The 21,614-nt window shown below is 68.2% G+C and carries 22 protein-coding genes; 15 read left to right on the forward strand and 7 right to left on the reverse strand.

What is annotated here, in order from left to right; all coding sequences use genetic code 11:
* The first annotated feature begins 39 nt into the window (after positions 1-39).
* The gene (locus IE069_RS08030; RefSeq protein ID WP_189349620.1) at positions 40-789 is read left to right on the forward strand and encodes a DUF4747 family protein; all 750 of its coding nucleotides are present in this window, start codon (positions 40-42) and stop codon (positions 787-789) included.
* Positions 790-858: 69 nt separating this feature from the next.
* Complete coding sequence (locus tag IE069_RS08035) at positions 859-1,422, forward strand: hypothetical protein (RefSeq protein ID WP_189349621.1); 564 nt, start codon at positions 859-861, stop codon at positions 1,420-1,422.
* 600 nt (positions 1,423-2,022) lie between these two features.
* On the opposite strand, the gene IE069_RS08040 is transcribed toward IE069_RS08035, so the two are convergent.
* Positions 2,023-2,796, reverse strand: a complete 774-nt coding sequence (locus tag IE069_RS08040; RefSeq protein ID WP_189349622.1) for an NUDIX hydrolase — start codon at positions 2,794-2,796, stop codon at positions 2,023-2,025.
* Positions 2,797-2,928: 132 nt separating this feature from the next.
* On the opposite strand from IE069_RS08040, the gene IE069_RS08045 reads away from it, so the two are divergent.
* From IE069_RS08045 to IE069_RS08075, 7 genes are all read left to right on the forward strand, one after another.
* On the forward strand, positions 2,929-3,813 hold the full coding sequence (locus tag IE069_RS08045) for an ARPP-1 family domain-containing protein (RefSeq protein ID WP_189349623.1): 885 nt from the start codon (positions 2,929-2,931) through the stop codon (positions 3,811-3,813).
* 86 nt (positions 3,814-3,899) lie between these two features.
* Complete coding sequence (locus IE069_RS08050) at positions 3,900-5,354, forward strand: ADP-ribosylglycohydrolase family protein (protein ID WP_189349624.1); 1,455 nt, start codon at positions 3,900-3,902, stop codon at positions 5,352-5,354.
* A gap of 70 nt (positions 5,355-5,424) precedes the next feature.
* Positions 5,425-6,102, forward strand: coding sequence for a DUF6308 family protein (locus tag IE069_RS08055; RefSeq protein ID WP_189349625.1), 678 nt, complete (start codon positions 5,425-5,427; stop codon positions 6,100-6,102).
* Between the two features lie 79 nt (positions 6,103-6,181).
* Positions 6,182-7,486: a hypothetical protein gene (locus IE069_RS08060; RefSeq protein WP_189349626.1), complete on the forward strand. Its 1,305-nt coding sequence runs from the start codon at positions 6,182-6,184 to the stop codon at positions 7,484-7,486.
* Between the two features lies 1 nt (position 7,487).
* On the forward strand, positions 7,488-7,868 hold the full coding sequence (locus tag IE069_RS08065) for a hypothetical protein (RefSeq protein ID WP_189349627.1): 381 nt from the start codon (positions 7,488-7,490) through the stop codon (positions 7,866-7,868).
* 627 nt (positions 7,869-8,495) lie between these two features.
* Positions 8,496-8,771 (forward strand): hypothetical protein, encoded by a 276-nt coding sequence (locus IE069_RS08070; RefSeq protein ID WP_189349628.1) that lies wholly within the window; start codon positions 8,496-8,498, stop codon positions 8,769-8,771.
* Positions 8,772-8,778: 7 nt separating this feature from the next.
* Positions 8,779-9,240: a hypothetical protein gene (locus IE069_RS08075; RefSeq protein WP_189349629.1), complete on the forward strand. Its 462-nt coding sequence runs from the start codon at positions 8,779-8,781 to the stop codon at positions 9,238-9,240.
* Positions 9,241-9,254: 14 nt separating this feature from the next.
* Here IE069_RS08075 and IE069_RS08080 read toward each other — a convergent pair whose 3' ends face one another.
* Positions 9,255-9,776 carry a hypothetical protein gene (locus IE069_RS08080; protein WP_189349630.1) on the reverse strand — a complete coding sequence of 174 codons (522 nt, stop codon included), beginning with the start codon at positions 9,774-9,776 and terminating at the stop codon, positions 9,255-9,257.
* Between the two features lie 208 nt (positions 9,777-9,984).
* Between IE069_RS08080 and IE069_RS08085 the strand changes: the two genes are divergently transcribed.
* From IE069_RS08085 to IE069_RS08110, 6 genes are all read left to right on the forward strand, one after another.
* A complete protein-coding gene (locus IE069_RS08085; protein ID WP_189349631.1) occupies positions 9,985-11,151 on the forward strand; it encodes a thermonuclease family protein in 1,167 nt (388 codons plus the stop codon).
* Between the two features lie 131 nt (positions 11,152-11,282).
* Entirely contained in the window at positions 11,283-11,708 is a 426-nt protein-coding gene (locus IE069_RS08090; RefSeq protein WP_189349632.1) for a very short patch repair endonuclease, read from the forward strand.
* A 630-nt stretch (positions 11,709-12,338) separates the two neighbouring features.
* A complete protein-coding gene (locus IE069_RS08095) occupies positions 12,339-12,569 on the forward strand; it encodes a DUF2188 domain-containing protein (RefSeq protein WP_189349633.1) in 231 nt (76 codons plus the stop codon).
* A 141-nt stretch (positions 12,570-12,710) separates the two neighbouring features.
* A complete protein-coding gene (locus IE069_RS08100) occupies positions 12,711-13,586 on the forward strand; it encodes a CHAD domain-containing protein (protein WP_189349634.1) in 876 nt (291 codons plus the stop codon).
* Positions 13,587-13,685: 99 nt separating this feature from the next.
* Positions 13,686-14,810, forward strand: coding sequence for a YkvI family membrane protein (locus IE069_RS08105; protein ID WP_189349635.1), 1,125 nt, complete (start codon positions 13,686-13,688; stop codon positions 14,808-14,810).
* 206 nt (positions 14,811-15,016) lie between these two features.
* Entirely contained in the window at positions 15,017-15,364 is a 348-nt protein-coding gene (locus IE069_RS08110; protein ID WP_229791023.1) for a type II toxin-antitoxin system HicB family antitoxin, read from the forward strand.
* 180 nt (positions 15,365-15,544) lie between these two features.
* Here the strand turns inward: IE069_RS08110 and IE069_RS08115 are convergent, their stop codons facing one another.
* The 5 genes from IE069_RS08115 to IE069_RS08135 all read right to left on the reverse strand — a co-directional run bounded on the left by IE069_RS08115 (position 15,545) and on the right by IE069_RS08135 (position 21,488).
* Entirely contained in the window at positions 15,545-17,326 is a 1,782-nt protein-coding gene (locus IE069_RS08115) for an ABC transporter permease subunit (RefSeq protein WP_189349636.1), read from the reverse strand.
* Entirely contained in the window at positions 17,316-18,707 is a 1,392-nt protein-coding gene (locus tag IE069_RS08120; RefSeq protein ID WP_373287805.1) for an ABC transporter substrate-binding protein, read from the reverse strand. The genes IE069_RS08115 and IE069_RS08120 overlap by 11 nt, the downstream gene beginning before the upstream one ends.
* Before the next feature lie 128 nt (positions 18,708-18,835).
* The gene (locus tag IE069_RS08125; protein WP_189349638.1) at positions 18,836-20,122 is read right to left on the reverse strand and encodes an MFS transporter; all 1,287 of its coding nucleotides are present in this window, start codon (positions 20,120-20,122) and stop codon (positions 18,836-18,838) included.
* Complete coding sequence (locus tag IE069_RS08130; protein ID WP_189349639.1) at positions 20,119-20,805, reverse strand: ATP-binding cassette domain-containing protein; 687 nt, start codon at positions 20,803-20,805, stop codon at positions 20,119-20,121. Before IE069_RS08130 ends, IE069_RS08125 begins: the two co-directional genes overlap by 4 nt.
* Complete coding sequence (locus IE069_RS08135; RefSeq protein ID WP_189349640.1) at positions 20,802-21,488, reverse strand: ATP-binding cassette domain-containing protein; 687 nt, start codon at positions 21,486-21,488, stop codon at positions 20,802-20,804. The genes IE069_RS08130 and IE069_RS08135 overlap by 4 nt, the downstream gene beginning before the upstream one ends.
* Positions 21,489-21,614 lie beyond the last annotated feature (126 nt).

The following is a 21,614-nucleotide window of genomic DNA, read 5'->3' on the forward strand; positions in this document are numbered from 1 at the left end:
AGTGTGCTCGAAACGGATCCGCGTGACCTAAGGATGCCCATGGGCGAGGACACTGTCGCGATTACTGAGACGTCGAGCCGCGGAGGAATGCTAGCGTTTCGATTTGTATCGGGAAATTCAACGGAACTGCCCGTGATGTACGACCCGAATACAGCTACAACTGCTAGCGTAAACCCCGGAGGTAACCGGTTTGTAGTTAATGGGGCATGGGTAATCGTGTACCCGGCGGAACGAATTGTATTGCTGGAGCGTAAGAGGCCAGGAGTCCCTGTTTATCAGATCGAGAAGTTCCTCTCGAATTTCGGGCGAGGACGCCTCGGTATGGCTGGACTAACTATGTCTCTGAACCCAATCCCCAGTCGCTCTTTCGAGGAAGAAGTTTCCAGATTTACACGCATTCGTGAGGCTTCTATCACGTTGAAGCGACCGAACCATAGCTGGACGAAGAGCGCTGAGGCTATGCTTGGCGAGCTTGGTGAGTCGAATGCTGGAGCCGTTCAACTTCAACTCAACGCCGATAGAGGGCAGAGCCTTTCCAAGACGCGAGGAGTGGTAAACGAAGTAATCGAACTGGCGCGTCGGCCCATTAATGCACTGAAGAATGCGGTTATCAAAGGGCGAACGCCGGAATATGAGGGCGAGCGTTCTGTGAGCTTGCAGAAGCATGTGGTAAAAGGAACAGCTCGCATTGACCCTCACTCGGACGCGATCGATCAACTGGCGCCGTTACTAGAAGTCGCGTCACAGATGGTGGAAGAGATTGGGGATCTCGAGTGGCGGAACGACTGAGAAAACTAGCGGCAGCCTGGGGTCGACGACAACGCGACGACTTCAGTTGAATTTCTAGGAGGTGCGCAGATGCATGGCAGCAAGCCGCCAGTGCTGGATCTGAGGCTCTTCAGAGGACAGATTTGGCCGAGGAGAAGACAGCTAGTTTCAAGTTGGGCACCATATATCTCGATGATGCTGGCTATTCTTGTATCTTTGGCTTTGCCTTTTCTCCCGGCTGCAAGCACTAAGATTTCTGATGCCGCTTCGCACGGGTTGACATTTTCCTCGATTTCGGTTGGCGCCTGCTTTACGTCCCTAGTCTTGAGTTTGGGTCTTCCAGGTGCTCGACGTCTCCGGGACTGGTCTCGGAGACGTGGAGCATTGGAGGGCAAGAGTGTACTTTCAGATCTAGTGTTTGTCCTGGTTTGGGCCGGGTTGTCCCAACTTTCCCTGATCTTTGTCTGCGTTTTCGCGATGTTGTTCGGTGGTGATCTAGAGATGGCTCCTGTTGGGATGTATCTGAGTCATTTCGTAACTTTGATTGCCGGCATGTTTGCTTTCTTCTATGCTGTTTTCGAGCTGGTTATTGTAATACAAACATTGTCCCAAATTGGTGTTATTATTATTGCGGAGGAGCAGCGCTGCAGTTGAGGTTGACGCGAGATGTGCGTAGTCTATCTGGAATTCTCAGCTAAAACCAATAGGCGAGAATTTATCACAAACGAGGGTGTAGCTGGGGGCAGTGTGATGAATTAGGACATCATGCACTTTGGCAGGTCTCATGACCTCGTGGATGGTCGAGGCTCGGTGGGGCCATGCCTGCCGGCGCGTGCCGCCGGCTTGGCGTAGGTCGCGATCACAGAGCCGTGCGGGGCGGCGACCGTGACCTGCTCGCCGTCTCGATTGTAATCGGCGTAGAACTGGCTGGTGAGCACTACCATGTAGCCGCTTTTGGAGACGATGCGGTGCGCGCTCGCTTTGTTTATAGTGAGCCCCCACCATGCAAGTAAGCCAAGTTTGGACGGAGGGTGATGAACCGCTCCTATGCGACGGAGTCGGCCACCCCTTGGAGCATGCAATTCAATTTCTCGTCGCCGACCGGATGCCGGCGCTGTTGATGATCGAACTCTACGGGCGGTCACCCGCAAATGAGGAACGACTGCCGGGCCTGGAATCTACACAAATCTCGGCGGTGCATTCCGCGGCGAATTGGCTAGCACGAATCCATCTGGATACGAGCCCGGACTCGGGTCAGCGCGGGAGGTCGAACCGGCAGGACTGCGTTGGCAGATCGTGCGCCCGCGGGTTCAGCTTCAGCACGTGTTTGGAGCGGCGCGACGTCGTCGTATCCACGATGCCGTCCGCCTCGGTCCGCAGCAGCGGCCGCTGATCCCCCGCCGCCCCGCCGGTGAGTGCGAGGATGCGCCGCTGGAAGTTCGGGGCGTCCAGCTCCAGCCCCCACACCGCTTCGTAGACCCGGCGCAGCTGGCTGAGCGTGAAGACCGGCGGCAGGAACGAGGCCGCCACCCGCACGTCCTGGACCTGCGTGCGGGCCTGGGCGACGGCGTCGTGCAGGATCTTGGCGTGATCGAACGCGAGATCCGCCGGCAGGCGGTCCGCCGGGAGCCAGTGCGCGGCGCGGGCGTCCGACCCGGCGTGCGGGGTGCGGTCCACGCGCCCGAACGCGAGCCACGCGACGGAGACGGTCCGCATGCGCGGGTCGCGGCCGGGGGAGCCGTAGGCGCCCAGCTGCGCGAGGCGGACGTCGCTGGGGCGCAGGCCGGTCTCCTCCTCGAGCTCGCGGTAGGCGGCCGCCTCCAGGTCCTCGTCCACGTGGACGAAGCCGCCGGGCAGGGCCAGGGCGCCCAGGTGCGGGGCCTCGCCGCGTTCGATCAGCACGACGTCGAGGCCGAGCCGGCCGGCGCGGTCCGCCGACTCGACGGGCCGCAGGGCGAGGACCACGAGGTCCACGGTGACGGCGAAGGGCGGGTGCTTGCTCTGGTAGGTCGGCTCGGAAGTGCTCACACCCCGACTCTAGTTGTCTTCTTGACAACTACAAAACATGGGTGGATAGTTGTGATTGTCGAAATGACAACTCCAGCTCGTTGGGGGATGGAGAGCGGCCGGCGCACCGGTCCGAACGGAAGGCGGAACGCCATGATCGACTCACTGCACATCGGCCGGGGAACCACCCGCGGCGCACTGACACTGTTCCCGATCTGGGGCGAGGGCCAGGCCGGCCCGGCGTACTCGACGCTGACCGACGACGTCGCCGTCTCCGAGCTGCCGGACGGCGCCCGGGTGGACAGGCTGGTCGTCAGCAACACGGGCCGGCAGCCGCTGCTGCTGGTCGCGGGCGAACTGCTCGCCGGCGGGCAGCAGGACCGCATGGTCGCCGAGACCGTGCTGGTTCCCGCGCTGGAGCGGACCGAGGTCGACGTCGTCTGCGTGGAGCAGGGGCGCTGGGGCGGGAACGGGACGCACCGGTCCTCCGGCCTCCGGGCCGGATCCCGCATCCGCTCGGGGCTGCGCAGCGCGGGGACCGGCCACGGGGCGGGCCCGCGCCGGCAGGAGGCCGTGTGGTCCCGGGTCGCCGAGGTCGGAACGCGGCACGGGGCGTCGCCGGCGGGCTCCTACCTGGCCTACGACGAGCGGGTCCAGCCGGAGGCCGCCGAGATGGCCGCCGCGCTGAAGCCCTTTCCCGGCCAGATCGGCGTGATGGTCGGCATCGCCGGGCACCCCGTGTTCGCCGAGGTGTTCGACCGGCCGATCGCGCTCCGGCGGCAGTTCCAGTCGATCGTCGCGGCCGCGGTCTTCGACTCGGCCGGGCAGGCGCCCATTGCGACGCCGTCGCACCGGGCCCGGCGCTTCCTCGAACTCGCCGCCGGGGTCCGCGCCCAGGGTGCGGAGCAGGCCGGCATCGGGATGCGGCGCTGTGGAGGCACGGACAAGGCCGAGGTCGCCTCGCTCGACTGGATGGACCACGAGATCCACGCGCTGCTGACCAACCCGCGGCACCAGCTCAATCTCCTCGAGGCCTGAAAACTCGGCGAGAAATATTCGGCCGGCCACCCAAAAAGCGGGTGGCTCGGCATATTCTCAAGCAAGAACAATCAAATGGGGGAAACATGAGATTCAGTTCAGCGCAGAACGCGCGCATCGCCGGTGTTCTGACCGGCATGGCCACCGGCGACGCACTCGGGGCCGGATACGAGTTCGATCCGCCCATGGCCGACGGTACACCGGTCAACATGATCGGCGGCGGCCTTGGCGACTTCGCACCGGGGGAGTGGACCGACGACACCTCCATGGCCGTCGTCGTCGCCCGGGCCCTCGCGGCCGCCGGAGGCGAGGCGACCGACGCCGCGTGTGACGCCATGGTCCGCGACTGGGCAGACTGGGCCAAGACCGCAGCCGACGTCGGAAGCCAGACCCGCAACGTATTCGGCCGCGCGGCACGCACCGCCGCCGCGGACGGCCGCGAGCAGCTCACCGCTGCTGACGCGGTCGCCGCCGCCAGCGCAGTGCACCTAGCGACGGGCCGCTCCGGCGGAAACGGCAGCCTCATGCGCACCGCGCCGGTCGCGCTCGCCTTCCTCGACCGTTCCCCGCAGGAGGCCTACGACGCCGCGGTCCGGATCAGCGGGCTCACCCACTTCGACCCCGAAGCCGGCGAAGCGTGCGGACTGTGGACCGTCGCCATCCGTCACGCCGTCCTGACGGGCGAGCTCGACGTCCGGGTCGGCCTGAGCCTGCTCGCAGCCGACCGCGCCCCCGTCTGGGCCGGGCGCATCGAGACCGCCGAGGCGTCCCGCCCCCGCGACTTTTCGAAGAACGGCTGGGTCGTCGAGGCGTTCCAGGGAGCCTGGTCCGCGATTGCGACGACGGCGGACGGCGCCGACGGTCCGGGCCACCTGCGTGCCGCGCTCGAGGCGGCGGTCCGCGGCGGCCTGGACACGGACACGGTCGCTGCGATCGCCGGGTCCCTCATCGGCGGCGCCTACGGGATCTCTGCGATCCCGAGCGCCTGGTTGCGCATGATCCACGGGTGGCCTGGCCTGCGCGGTCGCGACCTGATCACCTTGGCTGACGCCCTGGCGCACCGGGCAGACCGGAGCGGCGTCTGGCCGGCTGTGCCCCACCAGTCGTATGACGAATGGGGCGGTGCTGAGGAAGAGAGCTACGTGGCGCACCCGGACGACGACGGCGTCGTCCTCGGTCCGGTGGGCGCGCTGCGCACGGGTGACTACGACGCCGTCGTCAGTCTGTGCCGCGTCGGGTCCGAGCAGGCGCGCGTCGCCTCGGCCCAGGACCACGCCGAAATGTGGATCACCGACAGCGAGGACAACCTCTATGCCGAGTTCACGCTGCGCGACGCTGCCGCTGCGGTGAAGGACTTCCGCGATGCCGGCAAGCGGGTGCTGCTGCACTGCGTACGCATGGAATCGCGAACGCCAACGGTCGCGGCGCTCTACGGCTCGATGGTGACCGGTTCGACGCCGGCGGAGGCACTCGAGCGGGTCCGGACTGTCTTGCCGACGGCGAAGCCGAATCCGGCGTTCCGCAATATCTTGAACAGCTAGATACAGCTTTCGAAAACGTGGCTCGTCTCGCCGTTGAGTAGAGTCGAGGAAATACCAACAAGGGGGAAACATGGCGGATGATCCGCAGATTCTGATCGATCGATTTCTGGCGCTCGCTGGCGCGGAAACGGAAACAGAGACCAGTCGAGCTGTCAGGCTGGTCAAGAAGTACTTTGGAACGCTGGATGAGAGCCGGACCGGTTATTTGGGCGCCCGCTTCGAGACCTTCGCCGGCGGCGGCTTGCAGGAGCCGAACGTCCTGACCCTCGAGGACCTGCTCTCCGTCGAGCTCCTCTCGGTCAGCATTCCCGTGCACGCGAAGTTGGCGATCCTCGGTGAGCTGTCGGCAGACATATCCGCCTGTCTCGAGGAGCTTCCGAGCGACCTCGCGTTCGAAAATCTCTCTGGCGAGCAATTCCACGCGCTTCTGGGTGACGATAATAGTCCCGCGTCACGGCTGTGGAAGCTGCTCCGTGGCCAGTCCCGCGTCGGCCAGACGAAGACGAGCAAGCTCATGGCGCGCAAGCGCCCGGCACTGGTTCCCATCTACGACAGTGTCGTGCGCGAGCAGGCAGGTCTAGCTCACCAAAGCCGCGACCATTGGATCGTCTGGCGTGAGGCTTTCTCCGGCAATCGCGAGTTCACGACTGCGATTGCAAACGTGCGGGCCGAGTCCGGGCAGTCTCAGCTCTCCTTGCTGCGGACGCTCGACATCGTGCTCTGGATGGATGCGACGACCAAGAAGTAGCGGGCAGAAGCCCGTCCACGCCAATCGGTGAGGCCGCTCATTCGCAGATAATTTCTGCTCGAACGTCAAGGAGACGACGATGGACAACGAGATCGAGTTGATTAGTGACGGTGATGGCGTCGCGGTCATTGGCGAGACTTCGTCTGTGGAGCGCTTTCTAGCTTCTGAGGGATTGCCGTCGAGAGAGCTTGGTCTGCAGCGGCTCGGGTCCACCTTCAGCGCGGCTTCGGCAGCTACTCAAGCCGGCTCCGGAATCGCTGCCAATTCCGGGCGTTGGGTGAAGCTGACTCAGGAATCCGCACAAGCGCTCAAGAAGTACGACGCGATGAAGGGATCGGCGTCGGAGTTCAGTCGAGCTGTGGTGACCGACAAAGGAAAGATCAAGGGGATTCTCGAGTTCTCGAAGACGGCCAAGCTTGGATCGAGTGCTGGACCCTTTCTGACGAATCCGGCACTGCTTACAGGGGCCGCGGGCATCATGGCGCAAGTGGCGATGCAGCAGACCATGGACGAGATCACCGACTACTTGGCGGTGATCGACGAGAAAGTCGACGACCTGCTCCGCGCCCAGAAGGACGCCGTACTCGCCGACATGATCGGTGTCGACCTGACCATCGACGAGGCGATGACTGTCCGCGAACACACGGGCCGGGTCTCCGAAGTCACCTGGTCCAAGGTGCAGGCCACCTCAGGAACGATCGCGCGCACCCAGGCCTACTCGCTGCGCCAGCTCGACGCTTTGGCGGGCAAACTGGAGAGCAAGAAGAAGATGGGCGACCTCGCCGAGGCCACTCGGGAGGCCGAAGAGAAGGTTCAAGAGTGGCTCGCTGTTCTCGCGCGCTGCTTCCAACTGCAGGAAGCGATCGCCGTGCTGGAACTTGATCGCGTTCTGGACTCGACTCCAGAGGAGCTCGACCAGCACCGCCTCGGGGTGAAGGTCGCCCGGCAGAACCGGATCGAACTTATCTCGCAAAGCACGGAGCGGTTGATGGGCCGGATGGATGTGGCGGCCGGGACGGCCAACGCGAAAGTGTTGTTCTCCCCGACGGCCTCCCAGTCCGTGGTGCGCTCGAGCAACCACGTCTCGACCGCCGTCGTCGAGTTTCACGGAGTCCTCGGCGTTGACCACAACCGGGAGGCCCTGGAAGCAAAGCGATGGTTGGAGGCCGCCGGTGAAGCCCGCGACAAAGTGCTGGAGACGGGGGTTGAGGGTGCCGAATCCGTTCGTCGTTTCGGGACCGAGCGCTTCGACCAGGCGAAGTCGCTGACGGGCAAGATCTCCGGCGGACTTGCCGAGCGGGCGTTCCGCCGACGCGCGAAGGACGAAGAGCCAGACGAGCAAACCGCACTGGAAAGGGAATCCAACACCACGGAAGAGGCGTGACATGCGAGGCGACGAGAAGCGTGTAGTAGAAGCGTTCGGCAAGTACCTGGCCGAACAGGGTTGGTCGGTGGAATACGAGATCGAGTACTGCGACGTGCGTGCCACCGGACCCAAGGGGCAACTGCTCTTCGGGGAGGCCAAGGGGCGGACGGCGGCTCTTGGGCTGGACGTCGACACCCTCTATGGCCAGCTGCTTCGACGGATGCCGGCTGAGCATCTCGACGAGGCACGCTTCGCCGTGATCGTCCCCGAGGAAGCAGTCAATGCCGCGCTCCGGGTTCCGGCGCGCATTCGTGAACGGCTGGGCATCGACGTGTACGCCGTGGACGAGTTGGGGCAGGTTGAGCTGCACAACGGCAATTCGCGGCCTGCACTCAAATAGGGCGCATCCGCATTGTGGATCAGCTGGTGCAGGCATTCGCGCCAGTTGCCGTAACTAGCTCTGCGTCGGGATAGTTGCGGCGTCCCAAAACGCGAGTTCGCACAGCACGTCCGGTTTGAGGTGTGGTTGCGCGGTTACGATTTGTCGCGATCGGGGAGAATCCGGCACGACAGGTGAGGACTGTTGTCACCTGATCAGCGCGGCAACCGCGGGAGCCTGTACTTTGCGCGGGCGCACACTTGACGAGCCCTTCGGGAGCCTGGGCTGGCAGGCCATGTCCCCCAAATTGATGCAGTCTGTGTATGTTCGGATTGCGGATACCGCTCAAGTCGTGTTGACTAGTGTCTATATAGAATACGCGAGGCTATTATGTTTCACCACTGCTGTCGTGAGAAGGGGAAGTTGGACTAAGTTATGCGTAGAAGTGCAACGATCATCGCCAGTTCCATCGTGGTTGCGAGTGTTCTTGTTCCGGCAAGCGCTGGTGCTGTCACTGTTGAAGCCCGGCCAAATGTCGGTGCAGTTTCCACGGGTCAGTTGGTTGGCCAAGGTGACGGATTTTGGCGGCATGTCGCACGGTCCGCAGCGCAAGCTGGTGACACGGCAGGTGCTCGAGCTGCGGAATCCATGATCGTAGGCAAGACATCGACCTCGGCGTCCGTCGCGCAGCCGTACAACGTCGTCAGCAGCGTCGTTAAAAAGAGTCTCGTGGCGGCCTTGCGGTATGGGCAGGACAAGCTCCCCAAGAGCTGGCGGCCACATGCAAACAAAGCAGCTGATCTCATTGAGCAGTGGGACGACTTCCAAGAAGGGACCATCACTGCGGGCCTGATGGCTGTTGGGGTACCTTACGACGTCGCAAATGGCATGGCTTACTGGATTGTTGTATTCGTTGGCGCCTAGGCCGGAAATGAGGCAGTCCAAGCTCCGCTGGTGGGACATTCTCGGGTTGCTCGCGTTCTTCATCGCCGTTCTGGCGTTTGCTGCTTTGCCATGGTTCGCCGGGCTGTGGGCAGCTGTCCTACTCCCCGGCGTGGGTGACTTCCGCGAGGCGGTTCGCCCCATGGCCGGCTGGGTCATTGTTGGTGGTGTCATCCCATTCGTCATCGTTTCGGATCTCGTAAATCGACGATTGCGCCGTAGTGCGCTGGGGCTGGGGCCCAAGGCCCTCTTCGTGCTCGGGCTATTTGTCGAGCTCCTGGTATTGAGCCTGCTCTTCTACGTCGTACTGACCCCGTGGCTCGCTGCGGTCGTTGGCGGAGTGGTCGCAACCCTGGCCTCGCTGGCTTTCCGGCCCGTGGTGGACTGGCTGGAGCGGAGGTCGCCTCAGGGGCGCCGTGACGGAGATGGGGAAAACCCCGCTGAATCCTGACGGTGACGACGGGATCAGGCTGGTCTCGAGCTCGGCGGAAGCGGGTACTTCCACTGCCGTGCCTCGCCGTTTTCCTGCCAGGACACGGTGAGGGTGCTGTCCGACGTGGTGAGCCGTTGTGCGGCCCGGAATGTCACAGATCCGCCGGGCTCGACGTCGGTGACCGCCGGCGGTTCGAACCGGAGGTTCGCGCCGGGTGCCGAGGCGATTGAAGTCTGATGGGCCGTGGCGTCGCCGACGTTCTCCAGAACGTACAGATCGCCCTCCTGGTGCCGCATAGCCCACGCGGCGCGGGGGACAGGTGGCTCGGCGGCGACGCTCAGGCCGTTGGTGCCGCCTGGGATACGGTCGGCAATGCGCTCGAGCGCCTCGACGGCCCGCCGTGAGTTTGCGTCGGCCAGCCTTGCCGCGGCCTCGGCCCTCATGGCCGCCGCTCGCTCGGACCGAATGTTGATGATGACCGACGTGATGACACCGGCCAGGGCGACGAAGGTGCCGACCGTCGTCGCAATGTCCGCGATCGTCTCCCAGTCCATTCGATCAGCCTCCCCGGTGAGCGTCCTGTCTGCCTGCGGCCGAGTCTATGTTCAAGGCCGCGTAGTGGGAATGCGTCCGGGAGCGACATTTGCGGGGCCTCACCTCTATTTTGTTCGGCCCTATCAATAGGATGGGTCCTATCACTCGCAACTCCGGTCATGTGCCGGTGGTGCCAACAAATAAATAGTTGGGGGAAACATGTCCTGGATGGGGACTAAATGGGCTGCTGCGTCCACGGCCAGCAAGTTCACGATCGGTGCTGCCACGGCAGTCACCGTTGCCGTGGCGTCCGTCGGCATCGCAACGGCGGTGAGCGGCGGTGCTGACGTCGCCACGGTCGTCCGCGTCATCGACGGCGATACGTTCGACGCGGTGGTCGAAGGACGCGAAGAACGCGTGCGGCTGTTGAACGTCGATACGCCGGAGACGAAGCACCCGGAGAAGGCCGTTCAGTGCCTCGGACCAGAAGCCAGCAACTACCTGGAGGAGTTGCTCACGGAAGGCGCCGAAGTCACGCTGCACTACGACGTCGAGAAGACCGACAGGTACGGGCGCACATTGGCCGGCGTCTACCTCGAGGACTCCCTGGTGAACGCGGACATCGCAGCCGCGGGCCTCGGCGTCGCCGTGTTGTACGAGCCCAACGACCGCTTCTACGACGAAGTCCTCGAAGCCCAGCAGTCCGCTGAGGCAGCAGGCACGGGACTTTACGATCCGGCCATCGGGTGCACGTTGCCTGGCCAGCTGGGACAGATGGAGCAGCTGGCCGACGAGCTTCCTGCCGAGGACCCGACGAGTCTTGCCGCAGCTGCCACGGCGGTCACGGGCGCGGCCGCAACGGTCGCGACGGTGAAAACTGTCGGAACCGCCGTCCGCAAAGCACTGCGCATGTCGGAGCATGCGGTGTCCAAGGTGTTCAGTGGGGCGGCCCTGACCGCTTACACCACCAAGGTCGCGGCTGCAGAATCCGCCGTGATGAGCCGCCAGGACGCGCTGCGCGAGATTCAGAGCGAATTGAAGGCGGTGGAAGAAGCCCGGATCGCCGAAGAGGAGCGTATCGCCGAAGAGAAGCGCATCGCCGAGGAAAAGCGCATCGCTGAGGAGAAGCGCAAAGCCGAAGAGGCCCGCAAAGCCGAAGAGGCTCGCAAGGCTGAAGAGGCCCGGCAGGCCGAGGAAGCGCGGCAAGCTGCAGAAGCGGCAGCTGCTGCCGAAGCCGAGCGCCGCGAGAGGGAGCGCCAGCAGCCGGCGCCCGCACCTGCGCCGGCGCCCCAGCCACAGCCCAAGCCGGACACCTCCTCAGGAGGCGGCGCATACCCCGGCTACACGGGACCCCGCTGCTACGCCCCGGGCGGCCAGTCCTGGAAGCCCTGCTGAACCGCGGCGCTCGATAGCCACAACCTCGATGTCGGCCGGGTGGGCCACGCACCTGCCCGGCCGCCGTCGTCGTGCGCGCTCCAGTGCAGCTGGCGGTTGGCAACGCATTGCCGTCCGTCGACAATGAACGCATGAAGCGGGCGGAGTCGTGGGCGTCGGACGCGGGGACGCGGCGGTCGATGCTGGGCAACAAGCGCCGGGACACGTCGATCGAGCTGGCGGTCCGGCGCCGGTTGCACGCCCTCGGGTTCCGCTACCGCGTGGACTACCCGCCCGTGAAGGGGCTGCGGCGCCGGGCCGACGTCGTGTTCACCCGGCGGCGCATCGCCGTGTTCATCGACGGGTGCTTCTGGCACCGCTGCCCCGACCATGGCACCCACCCGAAGCGGAACGCCGACTACTGGGAGCCCAAGCTCGACGCCAACGCCGCCCGCGACGCCGAGACCACCGCTCTCCTCGAGGCCGCCGGCTGGACCGTCCTGCGCTTCTGGGCGCACGAGGACCCGGACGACGTGGTCGAGCGCATCGCCGCGGCAGTTGGTTTCGATCGACTATGAGTGGGGAGCCATTCTTGGGACCTTCGACACGCCGATGAATGGTGACACGCCGGAGATTAAGGTTGTGAGTCCGGAGTGCACAGGATGTGGACAGAAGATTCCCATCACCATGTTCTCGGACTTGGAGGGTTCAAAGATATCCACAGGTCCTGTGGGCGAAGGTAGGTGGTAATGACATACTTGTAAGACAAGATCTTGGGGGTGGCGATTGTGTGGCCTACTAGATGTAGGCTCGTAAGTGTCGAGACCACTCGGCACGCAAAAGGACGCAGACGATGCAACGTCTACGTCCTCGGGCGCAACAACAAGAGGGCTCGGGGCCCGACTGCTCGCTGTTGTCATTTTCCTAGGCGGAAAGTGTCTTCAGGTTAGAAGCGAACTGTATGGATGTCCAGTTTTGGTCGCCACAGTGAGTCGTCGCCCTCGGTGCCCGGAGAGGAGACTGCAGTGGCAGGACGCATCCGCATCCGTATCCGCCGCACGATCCGGGTCCGCCCGGTTCGCCGGTAGGTATACCGGGCATTGGCGAGGCGTACCCCGCAGCTTCACGGGGGATCCCTCGGGCTGGTGGCCCACGTGGTGGGCCACCAGTCTTCGAAACTTTTCTAACTTTGAGGAAAGGAGCCTAAGTTGGCTCAGAACGCAGATGTCTATCGCGACGGCGACCAATGGGTAGGCAAGATTCAGGGCAACTCCCGTGCCTCTTTCCGGGCGGACACGCAAGCTCAGGCCTACAACGACATGCGGGATTCGCTGCAGCGTCGTCAGGGTGGGGAAATTTCCATCCATGACCGGAAGGGCGAGATTCGTGACAAGCACACGGTCAGTCCGGCGAATGACCCTCGCAAGACCAAGGGGTAAATAGCTGCTAAGAGGGGCTCCGGCACGGCTGTGTCGGAGCCTCTTTCTTAGTGGGTGGCTGCCGACGTCGAACCAGATGAGTGCGTATATGCGTCTGAAGCAAGGGTAGCCAGCCGGATCGACCGCGCGGAGAATTGGCCCATGGGAACCGACGGCGGTCTTCGGCCGGTGCTCTCCGCGGCCCTCGGCCGGGCTGCGGACGAGCTGCGCGCGTGGGACGTCCGCGCCCGCGGCGCCGAGCCCGACGCCGTGCACCAGCTCCGCATCGCCGAGCGAACCCTCCGCGGTCTCCTCAAAGCCACGCGCCACCTGTTCGAACCCGGCACGACCACAGCGCTCGAGGCCCACCTGCGCAACCTCGGCCGCGGGCTCTCCGCCACCCGCGACGCCGAGGCCGGGCTCGAACTCCTGGCGGCCAGGGCCCCGGGGAGCGGTGGCGCGGCGGTGCCGGCCGACGTCGTCGTGCGGTTGCGCTCCGTGCTGCAGGCCGAGCGCGACGGCGCCGCTGCCGCGACCCGGCACCGCCTGGAGTCGGACGGGCACCGCCGGATGCTCGACGCCGCGGCCACCTTCGCGGCGGATCCGCCGCTCGATGCCGCGAACGATGCGCCGGCGAAGAAGCCCCTGCGGAAGGCGGTGGACCGCCAGCTGCGGCGCGTCCTGCGCGCGGCGGAGGCGGCCGCCGGAGCCGATGACCACAACGCCGCGCTGCACGAGGTGCGCAAGCAGGCCAAGATCCTGCGCTACACGATCGGCGTTCTGGAGGCCGTACCGGGCGCGCACCTCGGGGGAGCGCGGCGGAGCCTGCGCACGCGGGCCGAGGCGGTGCAGGACGCGCTGGGCGAGTACGGCGACAGCGCCGCTTTCCAGGAGCTCGTGTGCGCCGCCGCGGACGCCGCGCGTGCCGACGGCGAGGAGGCGTTCGCGTACGGGGTGCTCTATGCAGGGGAGACGGACGTGCAGCGCCGCGCGCTCGCGCGTTACCGGACGGCGCTCGCGGACCTGCGTCGGGGCTGACCTCCGCCCTTCTTGACCGGATCCAAACTGTGACATATCTTACATGTGACTCATATATCAGTTGTCGACGCAATCCCGCACTCCGGAAGCAGACCAGCCATGGCCCACACCGCGCCGACTACAGCCCGTTTGGAACCCGCCGAGACCACGAGCATCCCCCGCGCCCTCACCTACGCCGGGGCCATCATCGCCTTCCTCATCGGCTCCGGCTTCGCCACCGGGCAGGAGATCCTGCAGTACTTCACGTCCTACGGCTATGCGGGCGTCTTCGGCACCGGCGCGCTGGTCCTCGTGTTGATGACGTACGTCTGCGTCGAGTTCCTCACCGCCGGGCAGGCGCAGAAGTTCGATCGGCCCTCGCGGATCTTCCACTACTACTGCGGCCGGCACCTGGGCACGTTCTTCGACTACTTCTCGATCCTCTTCGTCTTCCTCAGCTTCACCGTCATGGTCGCCGGCGCGGGTGCCGTCTTCCAGGAGCACTACGGGCTCTCGAAGTACATCGGCGGCATCGGGCTGGCCGTCGCCGTCGGCCTCACCGTGTGGTTCGGGCTGCGCGGACTGGTCGACGTCATCGCCAAGATCGGGCCCCTGATCGTCGTGATCGCGGTGGCCCTCGGGATCCTGGGCCTGATCCGCGGCGCGGACGGCATCGCCGGCGGCAATGCACTCCTGCCCACGCTGGAGCTGACGCGGGCCTCCAGTAACTGGTTCCTCTCCGGACTGTCCTACGTGGGATTCTGCATGCTCTGGCTGGCGGCCTTCCTCACCGCACTCGGCGCGACGGCGCGCAGCCGGCGGGAGGCGTCCACCGGCGGAGTGGTCGGCGGCATCGCGTTCTCGCTCGCCTGCGTCGTGGTGGGGCTGGGCCTGCTGGCCGGCATCGCCCGGGTCAACGGGACCGAGATCCCGCTGCTGGCCCTGGCGTCCGACTTCAGCCCGCTGCTGGCCTCCGGCTTCTCCGTCATCATCCTCGCCGGCATCTACACGACCGCGGTGCCGCTGCTGTGGACCGTCTCCTCGCGCTTCCTCACCGAGAAGACGCGCGCCTACCGGGGTGCGACCCTCGGGCTGGCCGCCGCCGGCACGCTGATCGGCCTGGTCCTGCCCTTCTCGCAGATGGTCAACATCGTTTACGTCGTCAACGGCTATGTGGGCATCGTGCTGCTGGTCCTGATGCTCGTGAAGACGACGGGTCGGCTGCTGAGGGCGCGGACCGCTTAGCCGGGAGGTCCGCGCGCGCCGGATCGCCCGTCCAAATTGGGGGTCGTCGCAGGGATGGTGGGTAGATGAATATTCAGCCATTGCCTGATATTGCCCATCTGGTTCCATTAGTGGGACCATGATCGTGAAGCGCACCGAACGCTTGGAGCGTAGGGTTCGTCAGGTGCTGGCGGCTATCGACCGAATCAGAGTAGAGGCGATGGAAAGTGGCGAATGAGGGTGTCCGCTGGGTGGCCCACTACCGGTATTCGGTGATGTGGTCGCCGGAGGACGAGGCCTATGTTGCCACGGTGGCCGAATTCGCTTCCCTGTCGTGGATCGCGGACAGCAAAGCCGAAGCCCTTTCCGGGCTGGAGGCAATGCTGGAGGACGTCGTGGCAGACCTGGTTGCCAACGGTGAAGAGATTCCGCAGCCCTTCGCGGAGCGGCGCTACAGCGGCAACCTCAAGGTGCGCGTCTCGCCAGAGGTTCACCGCAATGTGGCGATCGCCGCCGCCGAGCAGCACGTCTCCATCAACCGCTACCTCTCGGAGCGACTCGCGTCTACAACGTGACCGGTGAGGGGGCAGGCCCGGTGGGGCCAGATGTCCGGAAAATCCGGACAGCTGCTCTTGGTCGGCAAGGGGCGACTGTCGCCTGGATTTTGCGTATTGCATTTCGATCGAACTCTCCGGAAAATCCGGAGAGTTCGATATCGTTCCTCACTCGGGAGACCTGGAATCGTGCGCGGCGTCCTACGCCGATACACCATCCGCCGGTTGCACCTCTGGTTTCTCTCGTCCGTCGCGCGGTGGGCGCGGCAGCTGCGAGCCCTGCAGCGACGCCGCCGCCACCGCGATCACCGAGACCAGCACGAGCGTCGCCGCCGGGGCCGCCGTCGCCCACGGGGCGCGCTCGACGTAGTCGATGCCCTCGGCCAGCAGTCGGCCCCACTCCGGTGCCGGCGGCTGCGCGCCGAGGCCCAGGAACCCCAGCGAGGCCAGCGCCAGCGCGATGCCCGGCAGCCGCAGCATCCCGTGCCGCGCCAGTGCCGGCGCCACCACCGGCACCACGTGCCGAGTCATGACCTCGAACGGCCGCACGCCGGCCAGCGGCAGCCACTTCACGTGCGGCATCGCCTTGGCCTCCTCCACGAGCGCCACCGCGTGCGAGGCCAGCGGCGGCCAGCTCACCCAGAGCACCGCCGCAGCCGCGCCGCCCATCGTGGGCCCGAACAGCGCCGCGATCACCACGCCCGCGATCACGGGCGGCGTCGCGTTGGCGACCTCGATCGGCCCGCGCACCGCGTTCGGGATGAACGCGAGCACCAGCCCGATCGCGATCGCCGCCACCACGATCACCAGCGCCGGCACCAGCGTGCCCAGCGCGCCATGGGCGACGCGCGCCAGCAGGTCGCGCCCGCTCGCGTCCGCGCCGAACGGCAGCAGCCACGACGGCGCCTCGAGCCGGCCGTGCACGATCGCGTACGGATCCCGCGGCAGCCCCGCGACCAGCACCAGTACCAGCAGCGCGCACCCGGTCCCGAACGTCCACTGCGCCAGCCGGTCCCCGTGCGGCCGCTCCGGCGGCGCCGCCACCGAGCCAGCCGGCAGCGGCCCGCCCAGCAGCCACAGGCGGGCCGCGCCCGCAACCACGCCGATCACGACGGCGGCGCCCGCCATGGCGAGCACGCCCGCCTGCAGGGCCGGCAGGTCCTGGGCGTTGGCCGCGCCGAGCAGGTAGCGGCCGAGCCCAGGGATCGCGAAGATCTGCTCCACCGCGACCGCGCCGCCGAGCAGCCCGATCACGATCAGCCCCATCTGGTCCACCACCGAGGCGGCCGCCCGGCGCACCACCGCCGGGACGATCACCCTCCGCCGCGCGCCCGCGAGCCGCCACACGTCCACCCAGGACTCGCGGGAGGCCCCGGCCAGCGCGTCGCCGAGCAGGCGCCCGAACAGGCCGCCGGCCGGGATGCCGAGCGCCACCGCCGGCAGGATCGCGGTCTCCAGGCCGGTCCACCCGTAGGGCGGGAACCAGCGCAGGAACACCGCGAAGAGCACCAGGAAGCCGCTGGCCAGCAGGAACTCGGGCAGGGCCGTCATCGCCACGCCCGCCGGGCCGGAACCCCGGACGGGCTGGTCCCGGGCGACCGCCCGCAGCACGGGCGCGACCAGGGCGGCGGCGACGAGCAGGCAGACCAGCACGGCCAGCAGCGTCAGCGTGGCCGAGACCCCCACGGCCTGCGCCGCGCCCGGGCCCACCGGGGTGCCGGAGACCCACGAGTCGCCCAGGTCCCCGCGCAGCACGCCGGACCACCAGCGGGCGCTGATGGCGAAGGGCCCGCCCTCGAGCCCCAGCTCGGCCCGCACGGAGGCGATGGCCTCCGGCGTCGGCTCCAGCTCGGAGTAGCGGGCGCGCAGCACGGAGAGCGCCGGGTCGCGCTGCGAGAGCCACGGCAGCGCCCCGACGACCGTGAGCAGGCCCAGCCCCGCGAGGATCCGCGAGGCCAGGGCCCGCCGGCCGCTACTGCGCATCGATGCGGGTCTCGTTGGTCACGAGGGTGCGCTCGCGCGGGTCGCGGACGGCTCCGGCGACGCCGCCGGTCTCGCCCTGGATGACGCGCTCGTGCAGCAGCGGGATGGCCGAATCGGTCGCGAGGATCTGCGCCTCGGCGGCCATGATGGCCGCGCGGCGCGCCTCGCCGGCCGGGGCCGCCGACGCCGCGTCGATCGCCGCGTCCACGTCCTCGTCGCAGAGCTGGGAGAGGTTGAAGCTGCCCGCGCACGTGAAGTCGGCGCCGAAGTAGGCCACCGGGTCGCCGGAGTCCAGGACGGTGGCGCGGGAGAGGATGAACGCGTCGAACGCGCCGTCCAGGGCGTCGGACTCGATGAACTGGTACTCGCGCACGTCCTGCTCCACCACGAACCCGGCCGCCTCCAGCTGCTGCTCCAGCAGCACCGCGACCTCCGGCAGCTCGGCCCGGTCGGTGAACGTGCCCAGGCTGATCTCCACGCCGTCGACGTCGGCCGGCTCGGCGCGGCCGGCGAGGATCTCGTCGTAGTCCGCGCCCCCGCGCTCCTCGAGCGTCCACGGCAGCGCCGGGCCGAGCAGGCCCACGGCCTCGTCGGCCCGGTCCTCGTAGGCGGAGGCGATGATCTGCGCGCGGTCGACGGCCTCGCGGGCCGCGGCCCGCACGGCCGGGTCCGCGAACGGGCCCGACTCCGCGTTCAGGTAGAGCGTGTTGGTGCGCGGCATCGGCACCTCGTGCAGCAGCTCCTCGTCGATCGAGGCGGCCTGGCCGGCCGGGACGGTCTCGACGACGTGCGCGGTGCCCGTGCGCAGGGCCGCGGCGCGGGCCGTGCCGTCCGGGACGAAGTCGGCGTCGATCCCGGCGGCGGCGGCCGGGGCGCCCCAGTAGCCGTCGAAGCGGTCCAGCGTGGCGCTGGAGGTCCCGTCCACGGAGACCAGCTCGAACGGCCCGGTGCCGGTGCCCACGGGGCTGATGGTGCCGCCGTCGTACGCGTTCGCCGACAGGATGGACAACTGCGGGCTGGTCAGGCGGTTCGGCAGCAGCGGGTCGGGGGACCCGGTGGTGACGACCACCTGGCCGTCGTCGACCGAGACCTCCATGTCCACGCCGTCGAGGATGCGCGGCAGCGGGCTCGACTCGGTGGCCACGCGCAGCGAGTGCGCGGCGGCCTCGGCGGTCAGCTCGGTGCCGTCGTGGAACGTCACGCCGTCGCGGAGGGTGAAGCGCCAGGTGAGGTCGTCGGTCTGCTCCCACTCGGTGGCGAGGGCGGGCACGGGGTCGCTGGTGTCGTCGAGCGCCACGAGGGTCTCGGCGGTGGCCCAGCGGGAGAGCTTGAAGGCGTCGTCGCTCATGGGGTTCAGGCCCGAGCGCGGCGGCTGCATCATGGCCAGGGAGATGCGGGCGTCGTCGCCGGTGCCGCTCGATTCGGCGGATTCGGCGGAGAAGCAGCCGGCCAGCGGCAGGGTCAGGGCGAGGGCGCCGGCGGCGAGCGCGCCGGTGCGGAGGCGGTGGTTCACGGGGTGTGTTCCTTGTCGTTCAGGGCGCCGGCGGTCGCCGGCGCGGAGGTCGAGTGGTGGCGGAGTTCGTGGGCCGGGCGCAGGGCGTACCAGGCCAGCGGCAGCATGAGAGCGGGCAGCGCGGCGGCGAGCGGCCAGGCGGCCAGGGTGCCCCACTGGCCGACGACGGCGCCGGTCGCGGTGGTGGTCAGGAAGGCGGCGATCCCGCCGGCGGTGGGCAGGAACGCCAGCCGGGTGGCCCGCCAGCGGTGCGAGCCGCCCGCGATGAGCGACTGCGCGCTCGGGGTGCCGAGCATCATCGAGACGCCGACCAGCACGGCGACCACGCAGAACGCCCAGGGCAGCGCGGCCGGGTCCAGGTACAGCTGGCCGGCGAACGCGGCCAGGCACGCCGCCGTCGACACGTAGAGCGCGAGCATCACCGCGGTGCAGCGGCCCAGCCGCTCGGCGAGCCGGGAGAGCGGCCACTGCAGCGCCAGCGTGGCCGCCGAGAGGGCCGCGGCCACCGCGCCCATGCGCCCGGCGTCGAGCCCGTGCTCGGCGAGGGCCAGCGGGACCGTGGAGAACAGCTGCGTGTAGACGGCCAACAGGGCCGAGCACGCGGCCGCCAGCGGCACCACGCGCACGGGGTCCGCCGGGGCCGGCTCCTGTCCGGCCGGCGGCGCGGCCGCGTCCCGGGCGCCGGGGGTGGGCGGCACGACGACGCCGCGCGGGATCAGCCGGTGCACGGCGACGGCCGCGGCGACGAAGACCGCCGCTGAGGCCGCGGCGAGTTGAACCGAGTGCTCGGGCATGAATCGCGCGGCGCCGAGCGAGGCGATGATCCCGCCCGTCTCGCCGGCCAGGGCGAGCGCGGCGAAGGGCGCGGGACCGCGGCGGGCGGGCGCACCGCCGTCGTGCCCGCGCCGCTCGGCGTCGATGCGCCCGATCAGGGCGTCGACCGCGGGGGAGAAGAGCGCCCCGGCCAGGCCCACCAGGACGACGCCGGCGACGAACGCGGGCGCGTCCGGCGCCCACGCGATGATTCCGAACGCGAGCGCGCGCAGCAGGCACCCGGCGAGCAGGAGGGTGCGCGCACCCAAGCGGTCGGTCAGGTATCCGCCGACGACGAACAGGCCCTGCTGCGCGATGACCCGGGCGCCCACCAGCGCGCCGACCGCGGCCGCGTCCAGGCCGAACCGGGACTGGCCGATCGCGGCGAAGAACGGCACCACCGAGGAGAACCCCAGCATGAAGACCAGCTGCAGCACCAGGACGGGGCGCAGCGGCTGCGCGGCGCTCACCGCGTCTGCTCCACGACCCCGTCGCGGACGGTGAGGACGCGGTCGCAGCGGGCGGCGAGGGCGTCGTCGTGCGTGACGAGCAGCAGGGCCCCGCCCGTGCGGGCCGGCAGGGAGAGCAGGGCGTCGGCGAGGCCGGCGGAGGTGGCGGCGTCGAGGGCGCTGGTGGGTTCGTCGGCGACGACCACGTCCGGGCCGACCGCGACCGCGCGGGCGATCGCCGCGCGCTGGGCCTGCCCGCCGGAGAGCCGGCGCGGGGTGCGCTCGAGCAGGGCCGGGTCCAGGCTGGCGGTGTCGGCGGCGGCGCGGATGCGGGCGGACGGGTCGCCGGGCACGCCGAGGCGGGCCAGGGCACGCTCGATCGAGGCGCGCACGGGAACCCGCGGCGGCAGCGAGGCGCCCGCGTCCTGCGGGACGCCCTGGACCAGGTGGCGGCGGGCCGCGTGCGGGGTGCGGCCGGCGCCGCAGAAGCGCTCGCCGTGCACCAGGACGTGGCCGGTGCTGGCGGCGCGCAGGCCGAGGACGATCTCGGCGAGAGTCGACTTGCCCGCGCCCGAGCGGCCGATCACGGCCACGGACTCGCCCGCGTGCAGCGCGAAGTCGGCGGGGTGCAGGGCCGTGACGGGGCGTCGGCGCGTGCCGTAGGCGGCCCCGATGCCGCACGCCTCCAGGACCGGCGCGCTCATGCGGCCGTCGCCCGCGCGTCGTCGGCGGTCTCCACGTCGCCGAGGTGGACCCGGCCGGACTCGACGCGGATCAGGTCGGCGGCGAGCTTCGCGCGGACCAGCGGGTCGTGCGTGGCGACGACCAGCGCGCTGCCGGCCGCCTGGGAGAGCCCGCGCAGCACGGACAGGGTCTCGTCGCGGGAGGCGTTGTCCAGGGCGCTGGTCGGCTCGTCGGCGATCACCAGGGCGGGGGAGCCGAGGAAGGCCAGCGAGATCGCCACGCGCTGCAGCTGCCCGCCGGAGAGCTCGGCCGGGCGCCGCCCGGCCAGGGCGGACGCGTCCAGCCCGACGGCGGCGAGCACCTGGCGCGTGCGCGCGGCGGTCGCGCCCGTGACGGCCCGCAGCTGGCGGCCGACCGGCAGCAGCGGGTGCAGGGCCTCGGCCCCGCGCTGCGGGACGAAGCCGATGCGCAGGCCGGCGGGCGCGGTGCGCGTCCCGTCGAGGACGACGCCGGCGGGCAGGCGCCCGGTGAGCGCGGAGAGCAGCATCGACTTGCCGGCGCCGGAGGGGCCCATGACGACCGTGCGGGTCGCGGGCGCGATCTCCAGCGCGGGCACGGTCAGCAGGGTCTCCCGGGTGCGCCGGCTGGCGACCGTGACGCCGGTCAGGGAGACGAGGGGGCGCGGGGGTGCGGGAGCGGGCATGGGGCGGCGGTTCCTTGCTGGGTGGTGCGGCGGGAGGGCCCGCAGCGCTGCGGAAACCCCTTAATGCGAATGATTCTGAATTAAATCAGAGTCCGGGGCGTCCGCGAAATCGCTCCGCACGCCCCG

Origin of the sequence: Zhihengliuella salsuginis, assembly GCF_014651715.1 — a bacterium.
In the GTDB taxonomy this organism is placed as follows: domain Bacteria; phylum Actinomycetota; class Actinomycetes; order Actinomycetales; family Micrococcaceae; genus Zhihengliuella; species Zhihengliuella salsuginis.

Coding starts and splice junctions, on each gene's coding strand:
- IE069_RS08090 (WP_189349632.1), top strand. CDS start 11,283: ATGAAGCGGGCGGAGTCGTGGGCGTCGGACGCGGGGACGCGGCGGTCG.
- IE069_RS08075 (WP_189349629.1), top strand. CDS start 8,779: ATGAGGCAGTCCAAGCTCCGCTGGTGGGACATTCTCGGGTTGCTCGCG.
- IE069_RS08120 (WP_373287805.1), bottom strand. CDS start 18,707: ATGATGCAGCCGCCGCGCTCGGGCCTGAACCCCATGAGCGACGACGCC.
- IE069_RS08100 (WP_189349634.1), top strand. CDS start 12,711: ATGGGAACCGACGGCGGTCTTCGGCCGGTGCTCTCCGCGGCCCTCGGC.
- IE069_RS08055 (WP_189349625.1), top strand. CDS start 5,425: ATGGCGGATGATCCGCAGATTCTGATCGATCGATTTCTGGCGCTCGCT.
- IE069_RS08035 (WP_189349621.1), top strand. CDS start 859: ATGCATGGCAGCAAGCCGCCAGTGCTGGATCTGAGGCTCTTCAGAGGA.
- IE069_RS08130 (WP_189349639.1), bottom strand. CDS start 20,805: ATGAGCGCGCCGGTCCTGGAGGCGTGCGGCATCGGGGCCGCCTACGGC.
- IE069_RS08085 (WP_189349631.1), top strand. CDS start 9,985: ATGGGGACTAAATGGGCTGCTGCGTCCACGGCCAGCAAGTTCACGATC.
- IE069_RS08070 (WP_189349628.1), top strand. CDS start 8,496: ATGATCGTAGGCAAGACATCGACCTCGGCGTCCGTCGCGCAGCCGTAC.
- IE069_RS08135 (WP_189349640.1), bottom strand. CDS start 21,488: ATGCCCGCTCCCGCACCCCCGCGCCCCCTCGTCTCCCTGACCGGCGTC.
- IE069_RS08080 (WP_189349630.1), bottom strand. CDS start 9,776: ATGGACTGGGAGACGATCGCGGACATTGCGACGACGGTCGGCACCTTC.
- IE069_RS08045 (WP_189349623.1), top strand. CDS start 2,929: ATGATCGACTCACTGCACATCGGCCGGGGAACCACCCGCGGCGCACTG.
- IE069_RS08115 (WP_189349636.1), bottom strand. CDS start 17,326: ATGCGCAGTAGCGGCCGGCGGGCCCTGGCCTCGCGGATCCTCGCGGGG.
- IE069_RS08030 (WP_189349620.1), top strand. CDS start 40: ATGGGCGAGGACACTGTCGCGATTACTGAGACGTCGAGCCGCGGAGGA.
- IE069_RS08050 (WP_189349624.1), top strand. CDS start 3,900: ATGAGATTCAGTTCAGCGCAGAACGCGCGCATCGCCGGTGTTCTGACC.
- IE069_RS08060 (WP_189349626.1), top strand. CDS start 6,182: ATGGACAACGAGATCGAGTTGATTAGTGACGGTGATGGCGTCGCGGTC.
- IE069_RS08105 (WP_189349635.1), top strand. CDS start 13,686: ATGGCCCACACCGCGCCGACTACAGCCCGTTTGGAACCCGCCGAGACC.
- IE069_RS08065 (WP_189349627.1), top strand. CDS start 7,488: ATGCGAGGCGACGAGAAGCGTGTAGTAGAAGCGTTCGGCAAGTACCTG.